Annotated in this window: 19 protein-coding genes; 14 read left to right on the top strand and 5 right to left on the bottom strand. The window is 64.3% G+C overall.

The features are described 5' to 3' along the window. Positions 1-315: 315 nt before the first annotated feature. Positions 316-1,500, top strand: a complete 1,185-nt coding sequence (locus tag EBS11_RS16425; RefSeq protein ID WP_290604456.1) for a tetratricopeptide repeat protein — start codon at positions 316-318, stop codon at positions 1,498-1,500. A gap of 4 nt (positions 1,501-1,504) precedes the next feature. Here the strand turns inward: EBS11_RS16425 and hemW are convergent, their stop codons facing one another. The 3 genes from hemW to rph form a co-directional block, all read right to left on the bottom strand. Next, positions 1,505-2,779 carry a radical SAM family heme chaperone HemW gene (hemW, locus tag EBS11_RS16420; RefSeq protein ID WP_290604454.1) on the bottom strand — a complete coding sequence of 425 codons (1,275 nt, stop codon included), beginning with the start codon at positions 2,777-2,779 and terminating at the stop codon, positions 1,505-1,507. Next, positions 2,776-3,360: an RdgB/HAM1 family non-canonical purine NTP pyrophosphatase gene (gene rdgB, locus EBS11_RS16415; RefSeq protein ID WP_290604452.1), complete on the bottom strand. Its 585-nt coding sequence runs from the start codon at positions 3,358-3,360 to the stop codon at positions 2,776-2,778. Before rdgB ends, hemW begins: the two co-directional genes overlap by 4 nt. 173 nt (positions 3,361-3,533) lie before the next feature. Next, a complete protein-coding gene (gene rph, locus EBS11_RS16410) occupies positions 3,534-4,262 on the bottom strand; it encodes a ribonuclease PH (protein WP_034787067.1) in 729 nt (242 codons plus the stop codon). A 302-nt stretch (positions 4,263-4,564) separates the two neighbouring features. On the opposite strand from rph, the gene EBS11_RS16405 reads away from it, so the two are divergent. From EBS11_RS16405 to EBS11_RS16385, 5 genes are all read left to right on the top strand, one after another. Continuing rightward, the gene (locus EBS11_RS16405) at positions 4,565-5,455 is read left to right on the top strand and encodes a YicC/YloC family endoribonuclease (RefSeq protein WP_290604450.1); all 891 of its coding nucleotides are present in this window, start codon (positions 4,565-4,567) and stop codon (positions 5,453-5,455) included. Positions 5,456-5,458: 3 nt separating this feature from the next. Next, entirely contained in the window at positions 5,459-5,785 is a 327-nt protein-coding gene (locus EBS11_RS16400; RefSeq protein WP_290604448.1) for a hypothetical protein, read from the top strand. A 136-nt stretch (positions 5,786-5,921) separates the two neighbouring features. Then, positions 5,922-6,560: a guanylate kinase gene (gmk, locus tag EBS11_RS16395; RefSeq protein ID WP_175533142.1), complete on the top strand. Its 639-nt coding sequence runs from the start codon at positions 5,922-5,924 to the stop codon at positions 6,558-6,560. Between the two features lie 60 nt (positions 6,561-6,620). Further along, entirely contained in the window at positions 6,621-6,824 is a 204-nt protein-coding gene (rpoZ, locus tag EBS11_RS16390) for a DNA-directed RNA polymerase subunit omega (protein ID WP_010400723.1), read from the top strand. Positions 6,825-6,906: 82 nt separating this feature from the next. Further along, positions 6,907-9,189, top strand: a complete 2,283-nt coding sequence (locus EBS11_RS16385; RefSeq protein WP_290604441.1) for a bifunctional (p)ppGpp synthetase/guanosine-3',5'-bis(diphosphate) 3'-pyrophosphohydrolase — start codon at positions 6,907-6,909, stop codon at positions 9,187-9,189. Between the two features lie 53 nt (positions 9,190-9,242). On the opposite strand, the gene EBS11_RS16380 is transcribed toward EBS11_RS16385, so the two are convergent. Together EBS11_RS16380 and greB are read right to left on the bottom strand one after the other, a co-directional pair. After that, entirely contained in the window at positions 9,243-9,884 is a 642-nt protein-coding gene (locus EBS11_RS16380) for a transposase (RefSeq protein ID WP_290604439.1), read from the bottom strand. 71 nt (positions 9,885-9,955) lie between these two features. Then, the gene (greB, locus tag EBS11_RS16375) at positions 9,956-10,522 is read right to left on the bottom strand and encodes a transcription elongation factor GreB (protein WP_290604437.1); all 567 of its coding nucleotides are present in this window, start codon (positions 10,520-10,522) and stop codon (positions 9,956-9,958) included. Positions 10,523-10,638: 116 nt separating this feature from the next. On the opposite strand from greB, the gene EBS11_RS16370 reads away from it, so the two are divergent. From EBS11_RS16370 to fliD, 8 genes are all read left to right on the top strand, one after another. After that, positions 10,639-10,974, top strand: a complete 336-nt coding sequence (locus EBS11_RS16370; protein ID WP_290604434.1) for a hypothetical protein — start codon at positions 10,639-10,641, stop codon at positions 10,972-10,974. A gap of 39 nt (positions 10,975-11,013) precedes the next feature. Beyond that, on the top strand, positions 11,014-11,211 hold the full coding sequence (locus EBS11_RS16365) for a hypothetical protein (RefSeq protein ID WP_290604432.1): 198 nt from the start codon (positions 11,014-11,016) through the stop codon (positions 11,209-11,211). 17 nt (positions 11,212-11,228) lie between these two features. Beyond that, positions 11,229-12,740 (top strand): PAS domain-containing sensor histidine kinase, encoded by a 1,512-nt coding sequence (locus EBS11_RS16360; RefSeq protein WP_290604430.1) that lies wholly within the window; start codon positions 11,229-11,231, stop codon positions 12,738-12,740. Between the two features lie 23 nt (positions 12,741-12,763). Continuing rightward, positions 12,764-13,411: a response regulator transcription factor gene (locus EBS11_RS16355; RefSeq protein WP_290604428.1), complete on the top strand. Its 648-nt coding sequence runs from the start codon at positions 12,764-12,766 to the stop codon at positions 13,409-13,411. 224 nt (positions 13,412-13,635) lie between these two features. Continuing rightward, positions 13,636-15,207 carry a diguanylate cyclase gene (locus EBS11_RS16350; RefSeq protein WP_290604464.1) on the top strand — a complete coding sequence of 524 codons (1,572 nt, stop codon included), beginning with the start codon at positions 13,636-13,638 and terminating at the stop codon, positions 15,205-15,207. A 385-nt stretch (positions 15,208-15,592) separates the two neighbouring features. Beyond that, positions 15,593-17,065: a flagellin gene (locus tag EBS11_RS16345; protein ID WP_290604426.1), complete on the top strand. Its 1,473-nt coding sequence runs from the start codon at positions 15,593-15,595 to the stop codon at positions 17,063-17,065. 84 nt (positions 17,066-17,149) lie between these two features. Next, positions 17,150-17,518, top strand: a complete 369-nt coding sequence (locus EBS11_RS16340; protein WP_290604424.1) for a flagellar protein FlaG — start codon at positions 17,150-17,152, stop codon at positions 17,516-17,518. A 252-nt stretch (positions 17,519-17,770) separates the two neighbouring features. After that, positions 17,771-20,452, top strand: coding sequence for a flagellar filament capping protein FliD (fliD, locus tag EBS11_RS16335; RefSeq protein ID WP_290604422.1), 2,682 nt, complete (start codon positions 17,771-17,773; stop codon positions 20,450-20,452). Positions 20,453-20,464 lie beyond the last annotated feature (12 nt).

The raw sequence follows: 20,464 nt of genomic DNA, 5'->3' as shown, positions 1-20,464 counted from the left end.
TAAAACTCTTCCCAGTCCTGGTCGCCGGCGATGTGCGATGGCGTTTTGTGCGCCGCAGCACCGGCCGCCCTGGGCGCGGCCAGCAAGCCGGCCGCGCCCAGGGCGGCCGGTGCTGCGGCGCACAAAACGCCATCGCACATCGCCGGCGACCAGGACTGGGAAGAGTTTTAGGCATCGCGGCCGCGGCCCTCGATCTGCCCGCCCCGGGCCGCTGAAAGTATTTGACAGCGGCCACCGGCGCGCCGATACTGGTTTCAGGTGGGACGGGCGCGCCACCATGCAGCCAAGAACGCGGGCGCCCCTCAGGGAAAAATCATGCGCCCTTATTCTGTATGCGTTGCCAGCGCCCGGCACATCGGGCGTCTGCTTGCCGTCCTCCTCTGCGCCGCGCTGGCCGCCTGCGCCGCCGCACCGCCCGCCAGCTTGCCCCCCATCTTCAACGACAGCGATTTTGCGCCGGCCGCCGCCATCGATGCGGGCCAGGTCTTCGCCCTCAGCGACGCCATGCGCCAGTACGTGCAGACGGATGTGCGGCACGCGGCGCGCGACGGCAATCCCCGCGTGGCGCTGTACGAGGCCCTGTACGACAAATCCAGGCTGAAGCTCGAATACGATGCGGCCATGACCCGCAATGCGCGCGAAACGTTCGAAGCACGCAACGGCAACTGCCTGTCGCTGGTGATCATGACGGCAGCGCTGGCGCATGAAATGGGCTTGCAGGTGCGCTACCAGGAGGTGCTGGGCGAGGAAAGCTGGAGCCGCAGCGGCGACATGTATTTTGTCGCCGGCCACGTCAACCTGGTGCTGGGCCAGCGCCTGGGCGACAACCCGAACAACTACGACGCCAAGGGCATGATGGTGATCGACTTCCTGCCGTCCGGCGACGTGGCGGGCTACCGCACGCGCGAAATCAGCGAAGCGACGGTGCTGGCCATGTACATGAACAACCGCGCCGCCGAAACCATGAGCGAAGGCCGGCTGGAGCAGGCATACTGGTGGGCCAGGGCGGCCCTCCTGCAGGATCCCTCGTTCAGCGGCGCCTACAACACCCTGGGGGTGATCCAGTTCCGCCATGGCGACCTGGCGCAAGCGCGGCGCACGCTGGACCATGCGCTGGCGCGCACGCCGGACAGCACGGTGATGCTGTCGAACCTGGCGCAGGTCCTGGAAGCGTCAGGGCTGCGCGAGGAAGCGCTGCCGCTGCGGCGGCGCCTGCTGGCGCTGCAGCCGCAGCCGCCCTTCTACTATTTCAACCTGGGCAAGGCGGCCATGCAGCAAAACGATTACGTGCAGGCGATCCGCCTGTTTTCACGCGAAATCGCGCGCGATCCCTACTACCACGAATTCCACTTCTGGCTGGCGCAGGCCTATGCCCGCCTGGGACAGCTGGCGCAGGCGGACAAGCAGCTGGAACTGGCGATGGACAACAGCACCACGCACAGCGACCACACCCTGTATGCGGCCAAGCTGCAGCGCCTGCGCGCCATCGCCCCGCATTGATCCATTAATCTTCCAGGAACATCTGCTGCAGGTCGTTCAGGAAGCACAGGCCCCGCTCCGTCGGGCGGATGATCTGATGGTCGCGGTACAGCAAGCCCTTTGCCTCTGCCGCATTGAGCGGCTGCTCGATGGCGTTGATGGCCAGGCCCGTGCGCTCGGCGAACAGGTTGGGCGAAAAGCCCTGCGTCAGGCGCAGGGTATTGAGCATGAACTCGAAACCCATTTCCTCGCGCGCCAGTTCGCGCTCTTCCTGCACCGGCTGGCCGGCGGCGACGGCCTCCATGTAGGCCTTCGGCTGCTTGTAGCGGGCCTGGCGCAGCACCCGGTGCGGGAACGAGATCTTCGAATGGGCACCGGCGCCGATGCCGAGATAGTCGCCGAATTCCCAGTAGTTGCGGTTGTGCCTGGCCTGGCGGCCCGGCTGGGCGTAGGCCGACACTTCATAGCGGCCATAGCCCGCCTGCGCCGCGCGCGCGGCCACCATGTCGGCGATGTCGGCGCTCTCGTCGTCGTCCGGCAGCACGGGCGGATACTTGGCGAACAGGGTGTTCGGCTCCAGGGTCAGGTGGTACAGCGACAGGTGCGGCGGCGCGAACGCCAGCGCCGTTTCCAGGTCCTGCTGCGCCTCGGCCAGGGTTTGCGTGGGCAGCGCGTACATCAGGTCGAGGTTGAAATTGTCGAAATGCGCATGCGCGATGTCCACCGCGCGGCGTGCTTCGCTGTCGTCATGGATGCGGCCCAGGGCCTGCAGGTGGCGGCCATTGAAGCTCTGGATGCCGACCGACAGACGGTTGATGCCGCTGGCGCGGTAGGACTTGAACTTTTCCGTTTCAAACGTGCCCGGATTGGCTTCCATGGTGATTTCGCAATCGGGCTCCAGCGGCAGCAGGGTGCGCACGTCCGACATCAGCCGGTCCAGCCCCGCCGCCGACATCAGGCTGGGCGTGCCGCCGCCGATGAAGATGGTGTGGATCTTGCGGCCCCAGATCAGCGGCAGCGCCATTTCCAGGTCCAGGCGCAGGGCCGCCAGGTAGTCCTCTTCCGGGAAGCTGCCGCGAACCTCGTGCGAATTGAAGTCGCAGTACGGGCATTTCTTCACGCACCAGGGGAAATGGATGTACAGCGACAGCGGCGGCAGCGCCGCCAGGTTCAGGGCACCCGGCTGCAGATAGCGCAGCGCCGCGCCGGCCGCGCCGGAAATGCCTTCCTGCGGCGCCGGGGACGCGCCGGGCTTGGCGGCTGACTTGGCAGCGGCGCCCACCAGTTTGATCGGGATCATCGCAGTTTCTCGACCAGGGCGCGCAGGGCCTGGCCCCGGTGCGACAGCGCGTTCTTTTCATCGGACGTCAGTTCGGCCGCGCACTTGCCCAGGGCGGGAAGGTAGAAGTGGGGATCGTAGCCGAAGCCGCCCTGGCCGCGCGGCGCGGCAATCATCTCGCCGTTCCAGCGGCCGTCGGCGATCACCGGCTGCGGATCGTCCGCGTGGCGCACGTAGACCAGCACGCAATAGTAATACGCGGATTTGTCGGCATGCGCCTCCAGGTCGGCGATCAGCTTGGCGCTGTTGGCCGCGTCCGACTTCGGTTCGCCCGCATAGCGGGCCGAATACACGCCCGGCGCGCCGCCGAGCGCATTGACGCACACGCCGGAATCGTCGGCCAGCGCCGGCAGGCCCGTCAGGCGAGCCGCATGGCGCGCCTTTTGCAGCGCGTTTTCAACGAAGGTATGGAATGGCTCGTCGCTTTCCGGCACGTCGTACTCGCCCTGGGCGTGGACGGAAAAACCGATGGTCGAGAGCAGCTCGTTGAATTCCTTGAGCTTGCCGGCGTTGTTGGAGGCGAGAATGAGGCGTTGGGTCATGTGACAATATCCGGGTTGAGCCAGCCCTGCGCGGAACTGCGGGGCTGTATGAAGTGCCGACATTGTAAACCTTTTGCGCTCCCCTGACCTCGCCCCGCCGCTGCGACAAAAAGCGGCAGCGGCGGAGAATTTTGCCCGCCGGGCGGGCGACAGCATGTAAATCTATGTAAAGATCAGATGCCCAATGCCTGCTTCTGCAGGGCGATCAGGTCGGCGATGCCGCCCTGCGCCAGGTCCAGCAGGCGGTTCATGCCGGCGCGGTCGAAGGCGGCGCCTTCGGCCGTGCCCTGCACTTCGATGAAGTGGCCCGCTTCCGTCATCACCACGTTCATGTCCGTGTCGCAGCCCGAGTCTTCCACGTAGTCCAGGTCCAGCACCGGCATGCCCTGGTAGACGCCCACGGAGATGGCGGCGACGAAGCTTTTCACGGGAATGGCGGCGATGGCGCCGCGCGCCTGCAGCTGGGAAAACGCGTCATACGCGGCCACCATGGCGCCCGTGATGGAGGCCGTGCGCGTGCCGCCGTCGGCCTGGATGACGTCGCAATCGAGGTGCAGCGTGCGTTCGCCGAAGGCCTGCAAATCAAAGGCGGCGCGCAGCGAGCGGCCGATCAGGCGCTGGATTTCCTGCGTGCGGCCCGACTGCTTGCCGCGCGCCGCTTCGCGGTCCATGCGCGTGTGCGTCGAACGGGGCAGCATGCCGTACTCGGCCGTCAACCAGCCCTGTCCCTTGCCTTTCAGGAAGCCCGGTACCTTGTCTTCGATGCTGGCGGTGCAGATGACCTTGGTGTCGCCGCACTCGATCAGCACCGAGCCTTCGGCATGCTTGGTGTACTGGCGGGTGATGCGGATGGCGCGCAGCGCGTCGACGGCGCGGCCGCTCGGGCGGGATTCAAATGTCATGGGATGTCCTGTGTGATTGGGGTGGCGGCAGCGATTCTACCACCGCGCCGGCGCATATTTGCAGTCATGCAACAACGCAAGCCGCCAGGGCGCGCGCTGCACACATGATCCCTACAATCCTGCCCCGCCATACACAATTTTCTTTACAATGCCGTAAAACGCACACTATTCAGCAATTTTCAGGCCATCGGACGATCCGGGCCTGTTTTACGGCGAGGGCGGGTATTGCCTGCGCTGGCTGATTAAGTGTATAAGTGACTGTATACAAGATCAAATCGGGGAATCCTTTGAGCATTTCAAGCATGACAGGCTACGCGGTTGCCACCAGCGAAGGTGCTGCAGGCACACTGACAATTGAAATCAAGAGCGTCAATTCGCGCTTTCTCGACCTGCAATTCCGGATCAACGACGATCTGCGGGCGCTGGAGCCCGACTTGCGCGCCGCCGTCATGTCCGCCATCACGCGCGGCAAGGTCGAGGTACGCCTGAGCTTTGGCCGCAAGGCCGCGACGGCCGGCACGCAGGCGCTGAACCTGCCCCTGCTGACGGAGCTGGCGCGCCTGCAAAACGAAGTGGGCCAGCATTTCGTCTCCGCCCCCGTCATGACGGTGGCTGAACTGCTGCGCTGGCCTGGCGTCATCGAAGAAGCGCAAGTCGGCCAGGAATCCCTGCAGGCGGACGTGGGCGCGCTGACCAAGCGCACCGTGGCCGCCTTCGTCGAAAGCCGCAAGCGCGAAGGCGCGGCGCTCGAAGCCGTGCTGGTATCGCGCATCGAAGCGATGGAAGCCATCGTCAAGCGCATCACCCCCCTGATTCCGCAAGTGGTGGCGGCCTTCCAGCAAAAAGCCATCGAACGCATGCAGGATGCGCTGGGCCTGGCCAGCCAGGGTTCGAATTCGGCCCTGTCGCGCCAGGACGCCATGGAGCGCATCCGCCAGGAAGTCATCCTGTACGGCATCCGCATCGACGTCTCGGAAGAGCTGGCGCGCCTGTCGGCGCACCTGGGCGAGACGCGCCACATCCTGACCAAGGGCGGACAGGTGGGCAAGCGCCTCGATTTCATGATGCAGGAACTCAACCGCGAAGCCAACACCCTGGGCGCCAAGGCATCCGTCAAGGAACTGGCCGACGCCTCGATGGACCTGAAGCTGCTGATCGAGCAGATGCGCGAACAAGTACAGAACCTGGAATAAGCCATGACCATCCCGCGCCCATGGACATGCGCCTGCGCCGCCCTGGCACTGCTGGGGGCCGGCGCGCAGGCGCAGACGGCGCAGCTGCCGTCGCCGTACGCTATCGAGGGTTGCGCGTCCGGGTGCTTCGCGCTCAAGGAACGGGGTGCCGCCATCTACACGGGCGCCGACGCCGCTTCCTACCGCATCTGCTCGCGCAGCAGCCTGGGCGCGGAAGTGTCCGTCGACAGCACGGTCGTGCGCATCAACAACCGCGACTGCACCGACGTGAACGGGCGCGCCATCGTCCTGAATGCGGGCGAAATCGCGCTGGGACGGCTGCCCCGCTGAAATCCGCCGGCCCGGTTTGTTTTTTATCAAGCCACGGGCAGGGGCTGGCCCAGTGCCTTGCCTCTTGGTAAAATACCGGATTGGGCGCCGCCTGCGCAGGCAGCCGCGCCGACAACACGATTATGGAAAGATCCGCATGAGCCACCCTACCGCCTTCTCCGGCAGCCTGTTCGTGGTTGCCGCGCCTTCGGGCGCCGGCAAATCGACACTGGTCAATGCTTTGCTGGCGCAAGAGCCCGGCATCAAGCTGTCGATCTCGACCACCACCCGCGCGCCCCGTCCGGGCGAGCAGCATGGCCGCGAGTACTATTTCACGACGGCGGAGGACTTCGTCGCGCGCGCCGAGCAGGGCGAGTTCCTGGAATGGGCGGAAGTACACGGCAATTACTACGGCACCTCGCGCATCATGGTGGAGCAGCAAATGGCCGCCGGCACCGATATCCTGCTGGAAATCGACTGGCAGGGCGCGCGCCAGGTGCGCAAGCAATTCCCCCGCGCGGCCGGCATCTTCATCCTGCCGCCGTCCATCGATGCGCTGGAAGAGCGCCTGAACAAGCGCGGCCAGGACGAGCCGCACGTGATCACGCGCCGCCTGCTGGCGGCCGGCGGCGAAATCGCACACGCTCCCGAGTTCGAGTATGTTATTATCAATGAAGAGTTTACGGTCGCTTTGTCCGAACTGAGCGCGATCGTGAGAGCGGCCCGTTGCCGGTTTGCGCAACAAGCGGCCCGCAACGCATCGCTATTCGCCCAGCTGGGCCTGCACGCAGAGTAAAAACGCTGCAACGGCACGCCAGTTCATACACAGCACCACGCAAAAATTTTAGGAGTTACTATGGCCCGTATCACAATCGAAGATTGCCTGAAGCAGATCCCCAACCGTTTCCAGCTGACCCTGGCTGCGACCTATCGCGCACGTCAGTTGCTGCAAGGCCACACCCCAAAGGTGGAAGCCAAGGACAAGCCTACCGTTGTCGCACTGCGCGAAATCGCTGCCGGTAAAGTCGGCATCGAAATGCTGAAAAAGGTCCCGATGTAATTGGGAGCCCGCGTGCCGGAACAGTGCTGACCCCTGGTTCTACCGTATCCTTTATTCACACTGTGAAGCAACGCGACGTTTTATGAGTCTGACCCCAGCCGACACGACTTCCGCAGCACTGCCGCCCCTGGCCCCGCGCCAGGCGGCAAAATCGCAGGGCGCTACCACGCCCGGCACCGGCACGTCCGCTGGGACTGCCTCCGCAACACCGCCAGCGCCCGCCCTCGGCGTCGCCTCCGTCAGCCACCTGGCCGACAAGCTGGCCGAATACCTGTCTCCCGCCGACCTGAAAAAAGTCAAGGAAGCCTACCGCTTCTCCGACGAAATGCACCTGGGCCAGATGCGCCGCTCGGGCGAACCGTACATCTCGCATCCGATCGCCGTGGCGGAAATCTGCGCCGACTGGAAGCTCGACGCGCAAGCCATCATGGCTGCCCTGCTGCACGACGTCATGGAAGACCAGGACGTCAAGAAGGAAGAATTGATCGAGCGCTTCGGCGCGCCCGTGGCGCACCTCGTCGACGGCCTGTCGAAGCTGGAAAAGATCGAATTCCAGAGCCAGATCGAGGCGCAGGCGGAAAACTTCCGCAAGATGCTGCTGGCCATGGCCTCCGACGTGCGCGTGATCCTGATCAAGCTGGCCGACCGCCTGCACAATATGCGCACGCTGGACTTCATGACGGCGGCGAAAAAGCGCCGCATCGCCAGCGAGACCATGGAAGTGTACGTGCCGATCGCGCACCGCCTCGGCCTGAACAATATCTACCACGAGCTGCAGGACCTGTCGTTCTCGCACCTGTACCCCATGCGCTACCGCACCCTGGCGAAAGCCGTCAAGGCGGCGCGCGGCAACCGGCGCGAAGTGGTCAACAAGATCATGGAAGCGGTGAAGAGCACCCTGTCCATGGCCGAACTCGAGGCCGAAGTCACGGGCCGCGAAAAGACCCTGTACGACATCTACAAAAAGATGCGCAACAAGCACTTGTCGTTCTCGCAAGTGCTGGACGTGTACGGCTTCCGCGTGGTGGTGGGCAGCTTTGCCGACTGTTACGTGACCCTGGGCACCCTGCACAGCCTGTACAAGCCCATGCCGGGCAAGTTCAAGGATTACATCGCGATCCGCAAGCTGAACGGCTACCAGTCGCTGCACACGACCGTCATCGGCCCCTACGGCACGCCCGTGGAATTCCAGATCCGCACGCAGGAAATGCACCGCACGGCCGAGTCCGGCGTGGCGGCGCACTGGCTGTACAAGAGCGGCGAATCGAACCCGTCCGACCTGCAGCAGCGCACGCATGCGTGGCTGCAGTCGCTGCTCGACATCCAGCAGCAGACGGGCGACTCGGCCGAATTCCTCGAACACGTCAAGGTCGACCTGTTCCCCGATTCCGTCTACGTGTTTACGCCGAAGTCGAAGATCATCGCCCTGCCGCGCGGCGCCACGGCCATCGACTTCGCCTATTCGATCCACACGGGCATCGGCGACCAGACCGTGGCCGTCAAGATCAACAACGAAACCTCGCCCCTGCGCACCGAGCTGCACAATGGCGACATCGTGGAAATCATCACCGATTCCTCGTCGCGGCCCAGCCCGACGTGGCTGTCGTTCGTGCGCACCGGCAAGGCCCGCTCGGCCATCCGCCACCATTTGCGCACGATCAACCTGCCCGAATCGATCGCCCTGGGCCAGCAGCTGCTGTCGCAGGCGCTGCAGACCCTGAACATCGACGCCGACCTGCCGGCGCCGCTGGTGGAGCGCCTGCTCAACGAGTCGAGCGCCAATTCCATGGACGAGCTGTACGCGGACATCGGCATCGGCAAGCGCATGGCCACGCTGGTGGCGCGCCACATCTTCGGCCTGATCGGCGGCGAAGCGGCCAGCATGCCGGTGGAGCACAATAGCGGCAGCGAACTCGACCCGGTCACCATCTGCGGCAGCGAAGGCGTCTCCGTGCAGCTGGCGCCGTGCTGCCTGCCGATACCCGGCGACCAGATCATCGGCCAGCTGCGCCGCGACCAGGGCTTGCTCGTGCACACGAGCGACTGCTCGCAAGCGAAGCGCCAGCGCGCCAAGGAACCGGACCGCTGGATCGCCGTGCGCTGGGGAACCGAACTGAACCGCCGTTTCGACTGCCGCATCAAGGTGCTGATCAACAGCGAACGGGGCATCCTGGCCCGCGTGGCCGCCGAAATCGGCGAATCGGATGCCAACATCATCTACGTCGGCATGGACGAAGACAAGGACAACGTCCTCGACCAGCTGCGCTTCACCGTGCAGGTGAAGGACCGCGTCCACCTGGCCGCCCTGCTGCGCAACGTGCGCCGCGTCGCCGGCGTGAACCGCATCTTGCGCGAACGTAATTAAATAAACCCCAAGGCAAAGACTGGGGTCGGACCCTCAGGGTCCGACCCCAGCCCTTACGCCTTGCGGGTTTGCAATTCCCTCACAAACTCGTCACTTCCCACCGCCCCATTGCCAAGGCTGGCGGCACGCAGAGCCTGCAGCGCCACCTCCTCATCGGCATGAAATAAAGCGGCATAGGCGTGCCGCCGCTCTCCCTGGTTTTTCCCCATGCTGAAATAAAGTGGATGTGGCTGTACCAGAGCATCCTCGCGCCCCTCCGCATTGCAGCGATAGCTGGACCAGCGGTAATGTCCCGGATAGCGCACCATGCCGGCGCGCACGGGATTGAGTTCAATGTAACGCTGGCACGCCAGCAGATAGGTGACATCCTGCACGACGCAGGACTTGTAGCGCCCGTCCCATAGCGGCCCGGTACGATGGCGGCGCCAATTGACGTAATGTGCGTACTCCTGCGCCAAGGCCTTCATCATGCGCGAGACGGAAGAAATACTCTCCGCAGAGAGCAGCAAGTGCACATGATTCGTCATCAACACATAGGCATGCAGCGCACAGCCTTGCGCACGGGAGTGCCGTAGCAATTGCTGCAGATACCAAAGAAAATCGGCGGAATCAAAGAAGCATGCCTGCCTGTCCGCCCCGCGCTGCACGACATGCAACGGCATACCCGGCAGAAACAGCCGCTGGACGCGGGCCATGAGCACTCCCCGAGCAAGGAAAGCTCCAGCGTGGCAGAAAATGCCATCGCCGGCCCTGCGTCAACGCAAGCCTACCCCTCCCCCGGCGCCGGATACGTCACTTCCAGCAATTCCAGTTCCTGCTCGCCCAGCGGCGTGTTGAGGGTGATCACGTCGCCTTCGCGCGCCTTGGTGATGGTGCGGGCCATGGGTGAGACCCAGCTGATCTTGCCGTTCAGCGGGTCGAATTCGTCGATGCCGACGATGGTGATGGTGTGCGTCTCGCCGTCGCCCGTGCGGTACTTGACGGTGGCGCCGAAGAAGACCTGGTCCGTGCCGTGGTGCACGCTGGGGTCGACGATGGCGGCCAGGTCCATGCGCTTGGTGAGGAAGCGGATGCGGCGGTCGATTTCGCGCAGGCGCCGCTTGCCGTAGATATAGTCGCCATTTTCCGAGCGGTCGCCATTCGACGCCGCCCAGTGGACGATGCGCACCACTTCCGGACGGTCCACGTCGATCAGCTGCAGCAGCTCTTCCTTGATGCGCTGGTAGCCGGCCGGCGTGATGTAGTTCTTCGCGCCGGCAGGAATGGCCAGCGCCAGGGCGGCCGCTTCCTCATCGTCGTCGTTGTCGGATTCTTTTACAAAGGCTTTATTCATGCGTCTATTGTAGCCCTGCCAGACGCCTGCCGGCACACGGCAAGCAGGGGCAAGCGGGCTTTTTTGACGTATCATCGGGGCAAGGGCGGCCATCCCGCGCCGCCGCACGGAGACGGATGAAAAAATTCTACCGATTCAGGCGCTGGCTGTTCGCGCCGCTGGTCTACCTGGCCGCCATCTTCCTGCTCGTCGAGGAATGGCTGTGGGCGACGGGCGCGCGCATCATGCAGGTGGTGGCGCAGTTTCCGCCCCTGCATGCCCTGGAAGCATGGATCAAGCGCCTGCCGCCCTACTGGGCACTGGCCATCTTCGTGCTGCCGGCCGTGCTGCTGTTCCCCGTCAAGCTGCTGGCCCTGCTGGCCATCGCGCGCGGCCATGCATTTTCCGGCATCGGCGTGATCGTCATCGCCAAGCTGGGCGGCGCGCGATGGCCAGCAGGGCCAGCAGCTTGACTCAGCCTGCCCTGGTTTGCCCATTGGCATGGCCTGTTCATGGAAACCAAGGACCGCTGGATCGCCCGCCTGCGCGCCACGCGCCCGTGGCGCCGCGTCAGCCGTTTGTCGGCCGCCCTGGGCCGCGCCCGTCGCGCCTGGTGGCAGCGCTTGCGCAAGGGCACGCCGGGCCGCCATAATTCCCGTCCGGCAAGGGTGCTGCGCCGTTTCGCCGCCTTCTGGCGCGCCCGCCGCTGATGAAGAAAGGCCACTCCATGCACGACACTCCCCGGCTGGCGGACGCCATGCGCGCGGCGGCGCCGGAAATCTACCTGTACGACGCGGCCAGCCTGCAATTGCTGGACGTCAACGATGCCGCCTGCGCCAACCTGCACTACGCGCGCGCGGAGCTGCAGGCGATGACGGTTTTCAGCCTGGCGCCGCAGCTGGAAGCGCCCCGGCTGGCCGCCGTGCTGGCGGGCCTGGACGACGCCATCGGTGCGCAAGCCCGGCTGCACCTGCAGCAGCGGCGCCGCGACGGCAGCCTGTACTCGCTGTCGCTGCAGCTGTCGCGCGCCAGCCGCCAGAGCCGCGCCCTGATCCTGGCCGTGGCGGAAGACTTGCGCACGCCGCAGGCGACGGCCGCCGCCCTGGCGCAGGTGCAGTCGCGCTTCAACGCCATCGTCTCGAATACGCCCGGCCTCGTGTACCAGTTCTGCCTGCATGCGGACGGGCGTGCCGCCTTCCCCTACCTGAGCGACGGCTGCCAGGCCCTGCTGGGGCTGGGTCCGGCGCAGCTGCATGCCCACCCGGAACTGTTCTACCAACTGATCCTCGCCGATGACCGCGCTTCCTACCTGGAATCGATGCTGGCCTCAAAAAACGCCCTGTGGAGCTGGAACTGGGAAGGCCGCATCTGGGTGGACGCCTGGAAAGACGTGAAATGGATCAACCTGCGCTCCACGCCGCGCGCGCTGGCCGACGGCACGGTGCAGTGGGAAGGCATCATGACGAACATCACGGAAAGCCGTCTCGAGCAGATCGAGGTGCGCCAGTCGCGCGCCCGCCTGGCCGAGCTGACGGCGCATATCGACAAGGTCAAGGAACACGAGCGCACGCGCCTGGCGCGCGAACTGCACGATGACCTGGGCGGCAATTTGACGGCGATCAAGATGGCCCTGGCCATGCTGACGCGGCGCCTGCCGCCGGACGACCCGCTGCTGCAGGAAAAGGCCGACTATGTCGATGCGCTCGTCGACCGCAGCATCGACGCCGTGCACCGCATTTCGCTGGACTTGCGCCCGTCCATGCTGGACCTGGGCCTGGTCGCCGCGCTGGACTGGCAAGTGAAGGAATTCGCGCGCCAGGCAGGCATCGAATGCCAGTTCATCTCGAACCGCCAGCACATCGAACTGGAACTGGACCAGGCCACCAGCCTGTTCCGCATCGCCCAGGAAGCGCTGACGAATATCGCCAAGCATGCGCGGGCCGGCAAGGTGACCGTGCGCCTGGCCCGCCAGCGCCAGCAGCTGCGCCTGACCATCGCCGACGATGGCGTGGGCATGCGCCTGTCCGACCGCGCCAAGCCGCAATCGTTCGGCATCCGCGGCATGGCCGAGCGCGCCAGTGCCCTCGGCGGCAGCCTGAGCCTGATGGAAGGGCCGGACGGCGGTACGGTCCTGAGCATAAAAATACGGTTGGCAACGCCGCGAGAGGCGATAATAGCGGCTGCAGCCAGCGCGCCAGCGCACAGCGAACCGCCGCAAGACCCTGGCTGGCGCGAGTGATTCAGATAGGAAACAACGTAGTCATGAAAGAAAAAGCCACCATCCGGGTATTCATCGCCGACGATCATGCGATCGTGCGCGAAGGCTTGAAGCAGATCCTCGCCGACACGAAAGACATCATCGTGGCCGGCGAGGCAGAAAACGGCCACGACGCCATCAAGCTGTTCCGTGGCTCGAAATGCCAGGTGTTGCTGCTCGACATCTCCCTGCCCGACCGCAGCGGCATCGACGTACTCAAGCAGATCAAGAAGGAAAAGCCGGAACTGGCCGTGCTGATGCTGTCCATGCACCGCGAAGACCAGTACGCCATCCGCTCGCTCAAGGCGGGCGCCGCCGGCTACCTGACCAAGCAGAGCGCGCCGCGCGAACTGGTGACGGCCATCCGCCAGGTCGCGGGCGGCCTGAAGTACATCAGCGCCTCGCTGGCCCAGGAACTGGCCAATACGGTGGGCGAAGACCATGAAACGGCGCTGCATGACACCTTGTCGGACCGGGAATACCAGACCCTGGTGATGATTGCCTCGGGCAAGGCCGTCGGCGCCATCGCCGAGGAACTGAAATTGTCCGTCAAGACCGTGAGCGAATACCGCGCCCGCCTGCTGGTCAAGATGAAGCTCAAGAACAGCGCCGAACTGACGCACTACGCCATCCGCAACCAACTGGTGGATTGACGCCACGGCGGGCGCCGGCGGGCGCCAAGGCGGCATGCGCGCTGGCATCTGGCGAATTGGGCGGACTTCTCCGTGCTTCTCGCACAATAAGTTCTTTGCCAACTCGCATATCATGGGGATAATTAGAATATATCTAAAAAGGCTTTGCCTACATGTCCAGTAAATTGCCATCTTCGCCAGCAAACGCACCCGCTGGCGCCACGACTACCACCGGCGCCGCACCGATGAATCCGGCCGATATCGCCCGCGAAGCCTTTCGCCGCCTGGCGACGCGGCGCATCGCGCCCACGCCGGGCGCCTACCGCGACATCTACAATGAAATCGCCGGCATTACCGAAGCCGCCGACACGCCGGCCGCCCCCGCCGCCGTGCTGGCCGCCAGCGCCCCGCTGGACGGCGGCGCGGAAAATGTCCTGACGCAATTTGCCGCCAAGATGAGCGAATCGGCAGGCGAACTGGGCGACTTTGGCCGGCGCTTCCAGCGTGCCCTGAAGGCGCGCGACTGGGACAGCTATGCGCGCACCCTGGCGCAGCTGGCGGAAAAGCAGGTCAAGAAAGGCGGCGGCATCGAATTGCCGCCCCTGCCGGACGGCGAACAGACGCGCACCCTGCGCGAATTGCTCAGCCGCACCCTGGGCTTTGCCGTCGCCACCCTGCTGACGGGCACGCCCGCGCTGGTGGAAGAGGCAGAGTCCTTGGGCGCCGCAATCAAGCAGGCCCACACGGAAGAGGCCCTGAACGAAGCGGCCCTGCGCCTGAAACAGCTGTGCTACCAGATCGAACTGAAAAGCGGCGATACGGCCGAGCAGCAGGAACTGCTGCTGCGCCTGTTTAAGTTGCTGCTGGACAACGTCAGCCAGCTGCTGGACGACGACAGCTGGCTGCGCGGCCAGGTCGACGCCGTGCAAAACCTGATCGCCGGCCCGCTGGACCAGCGCGCGCTGGAAGACGCCACGCGCAGCCTGAAGGAAGTCATCTACAAGCAGGGCCAGCTCAAGCACAGTCTGTCCGACGTCAAGCTGACGGTCAAGAACATGATGATGACCTTCATCGACCGCCTGGGCCAGGTGGCGGCCAGCACGGGCGACTTCCACGAAAAGATCGGCGGCTATTCGGAAAAGATCAGCCAGGCGGAAAACATCAGCGAACTGAACAGCGTGCTCGACGAAGTCCTGCGCGAAACGCGCATGGTGCAGAACGAAGCGTTGCGCGCACGCGACAAAATGGTGCTGGCGCGCCAGGAAGTGCAGGATGCGGAACAGCGCATTCACACCCTGGAAGCCAAGCTGCAGCATATGAGCGAACTGGTACGGGAAGACCAGCTGACGGGCAGCCTGAACCGCCGTGGCCTGGACGACGTGTTCGAGCGCGAAACGGCCCGCTCGGACCGCCGCGGCACGCCCCTGTGCATCGCCATGCTGGACCTGGACGACTTCAAGCGCCTGAACGACACCTATGGCCACCTGGCCGGCGATGCGGCGCTGAAACACCTGGTGAAGATCGTCAAGGAAACCCTGCGTTCGATGGATGTCATCGCCCGCTTCGGCGGCGAGGAATTCCTCATCCTGCTGCCGGAAACGACGGTCGATGCGGCCGCCTCGACGATGACCCGACTGCAGCGCGAGCTGACGCGCCACTTCTTCCTGCACGACAACGAGAAAGTGCTGATCACCTTCTCGGCCGGCGTGGCCCTGCGCCACCCCAACGAAGACCAGGCCGAACTGGTGAAACGCGCCGACCGCGCCATGTACCAGGCGAAACAGACGGGCAAGAACCGCGTGGTGGTGGCGGACTGACCTCCCCCCGGCACCGCCCGCATGCCGTCCCGCCGCCAGGCCGGACGGCATTTTTCATGCAGCCTTGCCCGGCAAGGGGCGCGCGCGCCGCAGAAAGCATGCCAAAAGAACAATTTCCCTCCGCATGCCATGCGTCCCACGCCTGGTGTGGTCCCGCGAAAATAAAATTATTTTTTCCCTCAAGTTTCCGAAAAACATGTCGTCTAGCGCGCGGCGCGACACAAACTGAAGGGCTGAAAAATAAAATTTAAAGCGTTTTTCGCCATAAATTTTCCCGCAGAGCAACCGTTACCCTAAACAACAGCGGCTTGATTGTCCCGGAACAGCGGGGCAGGCCAAAGTGACTAGCACATAGCGCAATGTAGTACCTGTCTGGAGAATTAACATGGCTGCAGTAATTAACACCAACATCGCTTCCCTGAACTCGCAACGCAACCTGTCGACCTCGCAATCGGCGCTGAGCACCTCGCTGCAACGCCTGTCCTCCGGTCTGCGTATTAACAGCGCCAAGGATGACGCTGCTGGTCTGGCGATTTCCGACCGCATGACGTCGCAAATCCGCGGCATGACCCAAGCAACCCGCAATGCAAACGACGGCGTCTCGCTGGCCCAAACGGCCGAGGGTGCACTGTCGAGCTCGGGCGACATCCTGCAACGTATCCGCGAACTGGCCGTGCAATCGTCGAACGCCACCAACTCGTCGAGCGACCGTCAGGCGCTGCAAACCGAGGTAGGCCAGCTGAGCTCGGAACTCAACCGTATCGCCCAAACCACCTCGTTCAACGGCCAAGCGCTGCTGGACGGCACCATGGGCACGGCCAACTTCCAGGTCGGCGCCGATGCCAACCAGCTGATTTCGGCCAGCGGCTCGAACTTCCTGACCAACACCTACGGTAACAACCGTACCGCCAACGATTCCGTGCAGGCAGCTGCCGCCACCACCATCGCGGGCGGCAAGGACATCGTCGTCAACGGTTCGCTCGGTTCGGGCACCTACACGACCGTCGCCGGCGACAGCGCCAAGGCAATCGCCGCCGGTATCAACGGCCAGACGGCAAAGACCGGCGTGACGGCGGAAGCCCGTACCGACGTGGCACTGACCCTGGGCGTGGAATCGTACTCGCTGTCCCTGAAATCGGATAACGCGAACGCCGTGGCCATTTCCTTCTCGGTGGGCGGCACGGCAACGACGGCCAGCGACTTTGCCGCAGGCATCAGCGCCATCAATGCACAAACGGCCAATACCGGCGTGACGGCACAGTACGATTCCGTCAACAAGGGCATCAAGCTGACCAACGCCACCGGCAACGACATCACGGTCAACAATACGGCCGCGACCGCCAACACGATCCTGGGCGTCGGCACGTACAAAACCGATACGGCAACGACGAAAGACGTGCCAACGGCTGCAGGCGGCTTCTCGATCGCTGGCGTCGCCGGTACGGCAGTTGCCAACGGCCGCGTCATTTTCGACTCGCCGAAGAGCTTTGAAGTCAAGGATGCAGGTTCGGGCCTGGCCCTGACCGGCACCTCGAAGCTGAACGCCGTATCGTCGCTGGACGTGACCACGTTCGACGGCGCGCAACTGGCGCTGAAAATCGCCGACTCGGCCCTGGCCACGGTGAACAGCCAACGCGCGCAGTACGGCGCCTTGCAATCGCGCTTCTCGTCGGCGATCTCGAACCTGCAATCGACCACGGAAAACCTGTCCTCGTCGCGCAGCCGCATCGTCGATACCGACTTTGCTGCAGAAACGGCCAGCCTGACCCGTGGCCAGATCCTGCAACAAGCTGGTACCGCCATGCTGGCGCAAGCAAACTCGCTGCCTAACGGTGTCCTGAGCCTGCTGCGCGGCTAATCCCCGATTAGCCTCGCTACATCGCTGGACTCAGGTTCCCCTGCCGAATTTTTTCGGCAGGGGAATTTTCACTAGGAGAGCACCATGACTATCGATGCGATAGCGGCCGCCTCCGCGGCCAGAGTTGAGAAGAGTTACTCGACGGATACACCGACTGCACGTCCCGTGCCGGCGCGCGCAGCAACGGCTGCCGAGCAGGCGGGCCAGGCAGAAAAAACCCGGGAGCCCAGCCGTGATCAATTGGACAAGGCCGTTTCCGAACTGAATCAGTCGCCGCAAATCAAGACCCAGGGCCTGGAATTTTCCATCGACGAAGATAGCCAGCGCACGGTGGTCAAGGTGATTGATCAGGAAACAAAAGAAGTCCTGCGGCAGATACCGACCAAGGAAGCCCTGGAAATTGCCAAGTCGTTCGAATCGGCCAGGGGTAACCTCATCAGCCAGAGCGCCTGAAACATGCCCTCGCTGCATGCAGGGCCGCCGCAGCACCGCAAGCACCACCACGGGATCCGCCGGTAAGCACCGCCGGGTCCCTGTTTTTTTTCCACGCCCCGCAGCGGGCAGCGGCCACGCCTGGCCCTACCCTGCGCCCCTTTGCCCGGCCATCCCGGCGCCGCGCTGAAAACAGGGGCCTAAATCCCCCTCTCAAGTCCTGATTGATTCTGCCGATAACAGCTTATATTAATGTTTTCCTAGGAGCATTCAGTGGCTATCTCACCAACTTTATCATCCCCGGGCATCGGCGCCGGCGCCAGCGGCCTGGATGTGAACGCCATTATCGACAAGCTGATGAATGCGGAATCGATGCCGCTGGCTACCTATGACAAGAAAACAGCATCGTACCAGGCCAAGCTGAGCGCCATGGGCACCCTGAGCGGCGCGGTCAGCGCCTTCCAGGGCTCGTTGACGGGCCTGAGCAATACGTCGAGCTTCCGCGCCGTCAGCGCCACGCCGGGCGACCTCACCGTCCTCACGGCATCGGCCGGCGCCAAAGCCGTGCCCGGCAACTACAACATCAACGTCACCCAGCTGGCCCAGTCGCAGACCTTGACCTCGGGCGGCATGGCGAACAAGCTGTCGACGATCGGCAGCGGCGCCAAGACAACCATTTCCTTCCAGCTCGGCTCCTTGAGCGGCGGCAACTTCGGCGTGGTGGGCAGCAGCCTGTCCAGCGGAACCATGCTCAACGGCATCAGCAACGGCTCGCTGGTGATCAACGGCACCGCCATTCCGACGGACAGCGGCACCAAGAGCGCGCGCGCCCTGGCCGATGCCATCAACGCCAAGAGCAGCACCACCGGTGTAACGGCCACGGCACAGCCAACCGCCAGCAGCGCTGGCCTGTTCAGCGGCTTCGGCAACGTCTCCACGGGCGCCGCCGGCACGTATGCGCTGTCGGTCGGCGGCATCGAGATCGTCACCCAGGGCAATGGCGTCGCCGGCGGCGCCGGTATTACGGCCGCCTCGCTCGATACCACGCTGGAAGGCCCGAACGCCGTCTCGAACGCGCTGGCGGCCGCCAACATCACCGTCAGCGGCAAGGCCGCCGACGGCACCCTGAAGTTTACCCGGGCGGACGGCTCCAACCTCAACATCGAGGAAGTCGTCACGGGCGACGTACAGGGCGGCATCGGCCATGCGGCGGGCGTGACGACGGATGGCTCGAATGCGACCTTCGGCAGTTCGGTGACGCTCAGCTCGGGCAATGCCAGCCCCATCGCCGTGACCGGCAGCAATCCCGCCGCCGCCGGCCTCACGGCAGGCTCGGGCGGCGCCTACATGGGCACCTCGTTCGCCCAGGACGGAACGCAAGCGACGGGATCGGTGGTGATCGACGCCACCAACAACAGTTTGCAGGGCATCCGCGACGCCATCAACAACGCCGGTCTGGGGGTCACGGCCAGCATCGTCTCCGACGGCAGCGACAACCCGTATCACCTGGTATTGAGCTCGACCAAGACGGGCGCCAACTCGGCCATGAAAATCACCCTGTCCGCCGCCGCCGGCCAGCCCGTGGACCAGGCCCTGAGCGACTTGCTGTCCTATGACCCGGCCGGCGTGCAGAACCTGAAACAGAACAGCGCCGCGCAGAATACGGCCCTGAGCGTCAACGGCATCCCGATCACCAGCAGCTCCAACAATATCGATACGGCCATCGAAGGCGTGACGCTGAACGTCATCAAGGTGGGCAGCACCTCGATGTCCGTTGCCAAGGATACCTCGACCGTCAAGACCAGCATCAATGCCTTCGTCAAGGCCTATAACGACCTGAACGCCTCGATTTCCAAACTGACGGCCTACGATCCGGAAACCAAGAATGCGGGCGTGCTGGTGGGCGACTCGACGGCGCAATCCATCCAGAGCCAGCTGCGCCGCCAGCTCAGCAGCTCCATTTCCGGTCTGAGCACCAGCCTCACCACCTTGAGCCAGGTCGGCATCTCGTTCCAGAAGGATGGCAGCCTGGCCCTCGATAGCGGCAAGCTCGACAAGGCCATCAGCAGCAACTTCACCGACATCGGCGGCCTGTTCGCGGCGCTCGGCAAGACGACGGACAGCACGGTGTCGTTCACCAGCTCGACGGCCGCCACCAAGCCCGGCACCTATGCGCTGGTGGTCAGCACCATGGCCAGCCAGGGCAGCCTGAAGGGCAGCGCGCCCCTGGGCGCCACGACGACCATCGCCAGCGACACCACCTGGAGCGTGACCCTGAACGACAGCGACCCGTCGTCGCCGAAGAACACGGCAACGGTCACCGTGCCGGCCGGCACCTACTCGCAGAAGGAGCTGGCGACCTTGCTGCAATCGTCCATCAACGGCGTGAAAGCCTTTTCCGATACCGGCTCGACCGTGGCAGCCTCCGTCGAAGCGGACGGCAGCCTGAAAATCGCCTCGGCCCGCTATGGTTCCGTGTCGAACTTTTCTCTGGTCAGCCTGACGGGCACGCCCGTTTCCGACCTGTTCGGCACGGCGACATCGGAAAAAGGCAAGGATGTCGCCGGCACGCTGGGCGGCCAGCCCGTCGTCGGCTCGGGCCAGACGCTGACCGGCGCGCCCGGCTCGGCGACGGAAGGCCTGAAGGTCGAGATTACGGGCGGCACGGTCGGCGAACGGGGCACGGTCAGTTTTTCCCAGGGCTATGCTTATCAGCTGAACAACCTGGCGACCTCCTTCCTGGGCACCGACGGCATCCTCACCAACCGCAGCAAGGGGATCAACGACAGCATCAAGGACGTGGCGACGCAGCGCGACAAGTTCAGCTCGAAACTCACCGACATCGAAGCGCGCTACCGTGCGCAGTTCACGCGGCTCGACGTCACCCTGAGCAGCCTGCAAAGCACGCAAACCTATTTGACCCAGCAGCTGGCCGCCATCGCCGCCAACCGCTAAGCCCAATCATCA

Source organism: Janthinobacterium sp., assembly GCF_009923995.1.
Classification (GTDB): domain Bacteria; phylum Pseudomonadota; class Gammaproteobacteria; order Burkholderiales; family Burkholderiaceae_D; genus Janthinobacterium.
The sequence above is the reverse complement of the archived record's forward strand: the minus strand, read 5'-3'. Positions and strand labels throughout refer to the sequence as shown.

Coding starts and splice junctions, on each gene's coding strand:
- EBS11_RS16425 (WP_290604456.1), top strand. CDS start 316: ATGCGCCCTTATTCTGTATGCGTTGCCAGCGCCCGGCACATCGGGCGT.
- hemW (WP_290604454.1), bottom strand. CDS start 2,779: ATGATCCCGATCAAACTGGTGGGCGCCGCTGCCAAGTCAGCCGCCAAG.
- rdgB (WP_290604452.1), bottom strand. CDS start 3,360: ATGACCCAACGCCTCATTCTCGCCTCCAACAACGCCGGCAAGCTCAAG.
- rph (WP_034787067.1), bottom strand. CDS start 4,262: ATGACATTTGAATCCCGCCCGAGCGGCCGCGCCGTCGACGCGCTGCGC.
- EBS11_RS16405 (WP_290604450.1), top strand. CDS start 4,565: ATGACAGGCTACGCGGTTGCCACCAGCGAAGGTGCTGCAGGCACACTG.
- EBS11_RS16400 (WP_290604448.1), top strand. CDS start 5,459: ATGACCATCCCGCGCCCATGGACATGCGCCTGCGCCGCCCTGGCACTG.
- gmk (WP_175533142.1), top strand. CDS start 5,922: ATGAGCCACCCTACCGCCTTCTCCGGCAGCCTGTTCGTGGTTGCCGCG.
- rpoZ (WP_010400723.1), top strand. CDS start 6,621: ATGGCCCGTATCACAATCGAAGATTGCCTGAAGCAGATCCCCAACCGT.
- EBS11_RS16385 (WP_290604441.1), top strand. CDS start 6,907: ATGAGTCTGACCCCAGCCGACACGACTTCCGCAGCACTGCCGCCCCTG.
- EBS11_RS16380 (WP_290604439.1), bottom strand. CDS start 9,884: ATGGCCCGCGTCCAGCGGCTGTTTCTGCCGGGTATGCCGTTGCATGTC.
- greB (WP_290604437.1), bottom strand. CDS start 10,522: ATGAATAAAGCCTTTGTAAAAGAATCCGACAACGACGACGATGAGGAA.
- EBS11_RS16370 (WP_290604434.1), top strand. CDS start 10,639: ATGAAAAAATTCTACCGATTCAGGCGCTGGCTGTTCGCGCCGCTGGTC.
- EBS11_RS16365 (WP_290604432.1), top strand. CDS start 11,014: ATGGAAACCAAGGACCGCTGGATCGCCCGCCTGCGCGCCACGCGCCCG.
- EBS11_RS16360 (WP_290604430.1), top strand. CDS start 11,229: ATGCACGACACTCCCCGGCTGGCGGACGCCATGCGCGCGGCGGCGCCG.
- EBS11_RS16355 (WP_290604428.1), top strand. CDS start 12,764: ATGAAAGAAAAAGCCACCATCCGGGTATTCATCGCCGACGATCATGCG.
- EBS11_RS16350 (WP_290604464.1), top strand. CDS start 13,636: ATGAATCCGGCCGATATCGCCCGCGAAGCCTTTCGCCGCCTGGCGACG.
- EBS11_RS16345 (WP_290604426.1), top strand. CDS start 15,593: ATGGCTGCAGTAATTAACACCAACATCGCTTCCCTGAACTCGCAACGC.
- EBS11_RS16340 (WP_290604424.1), top strand. CDS start 17,150: ATGACTATCGATGCGATAGCGGCCGCCTCCGCGGCCAGAGTTGAGAAG.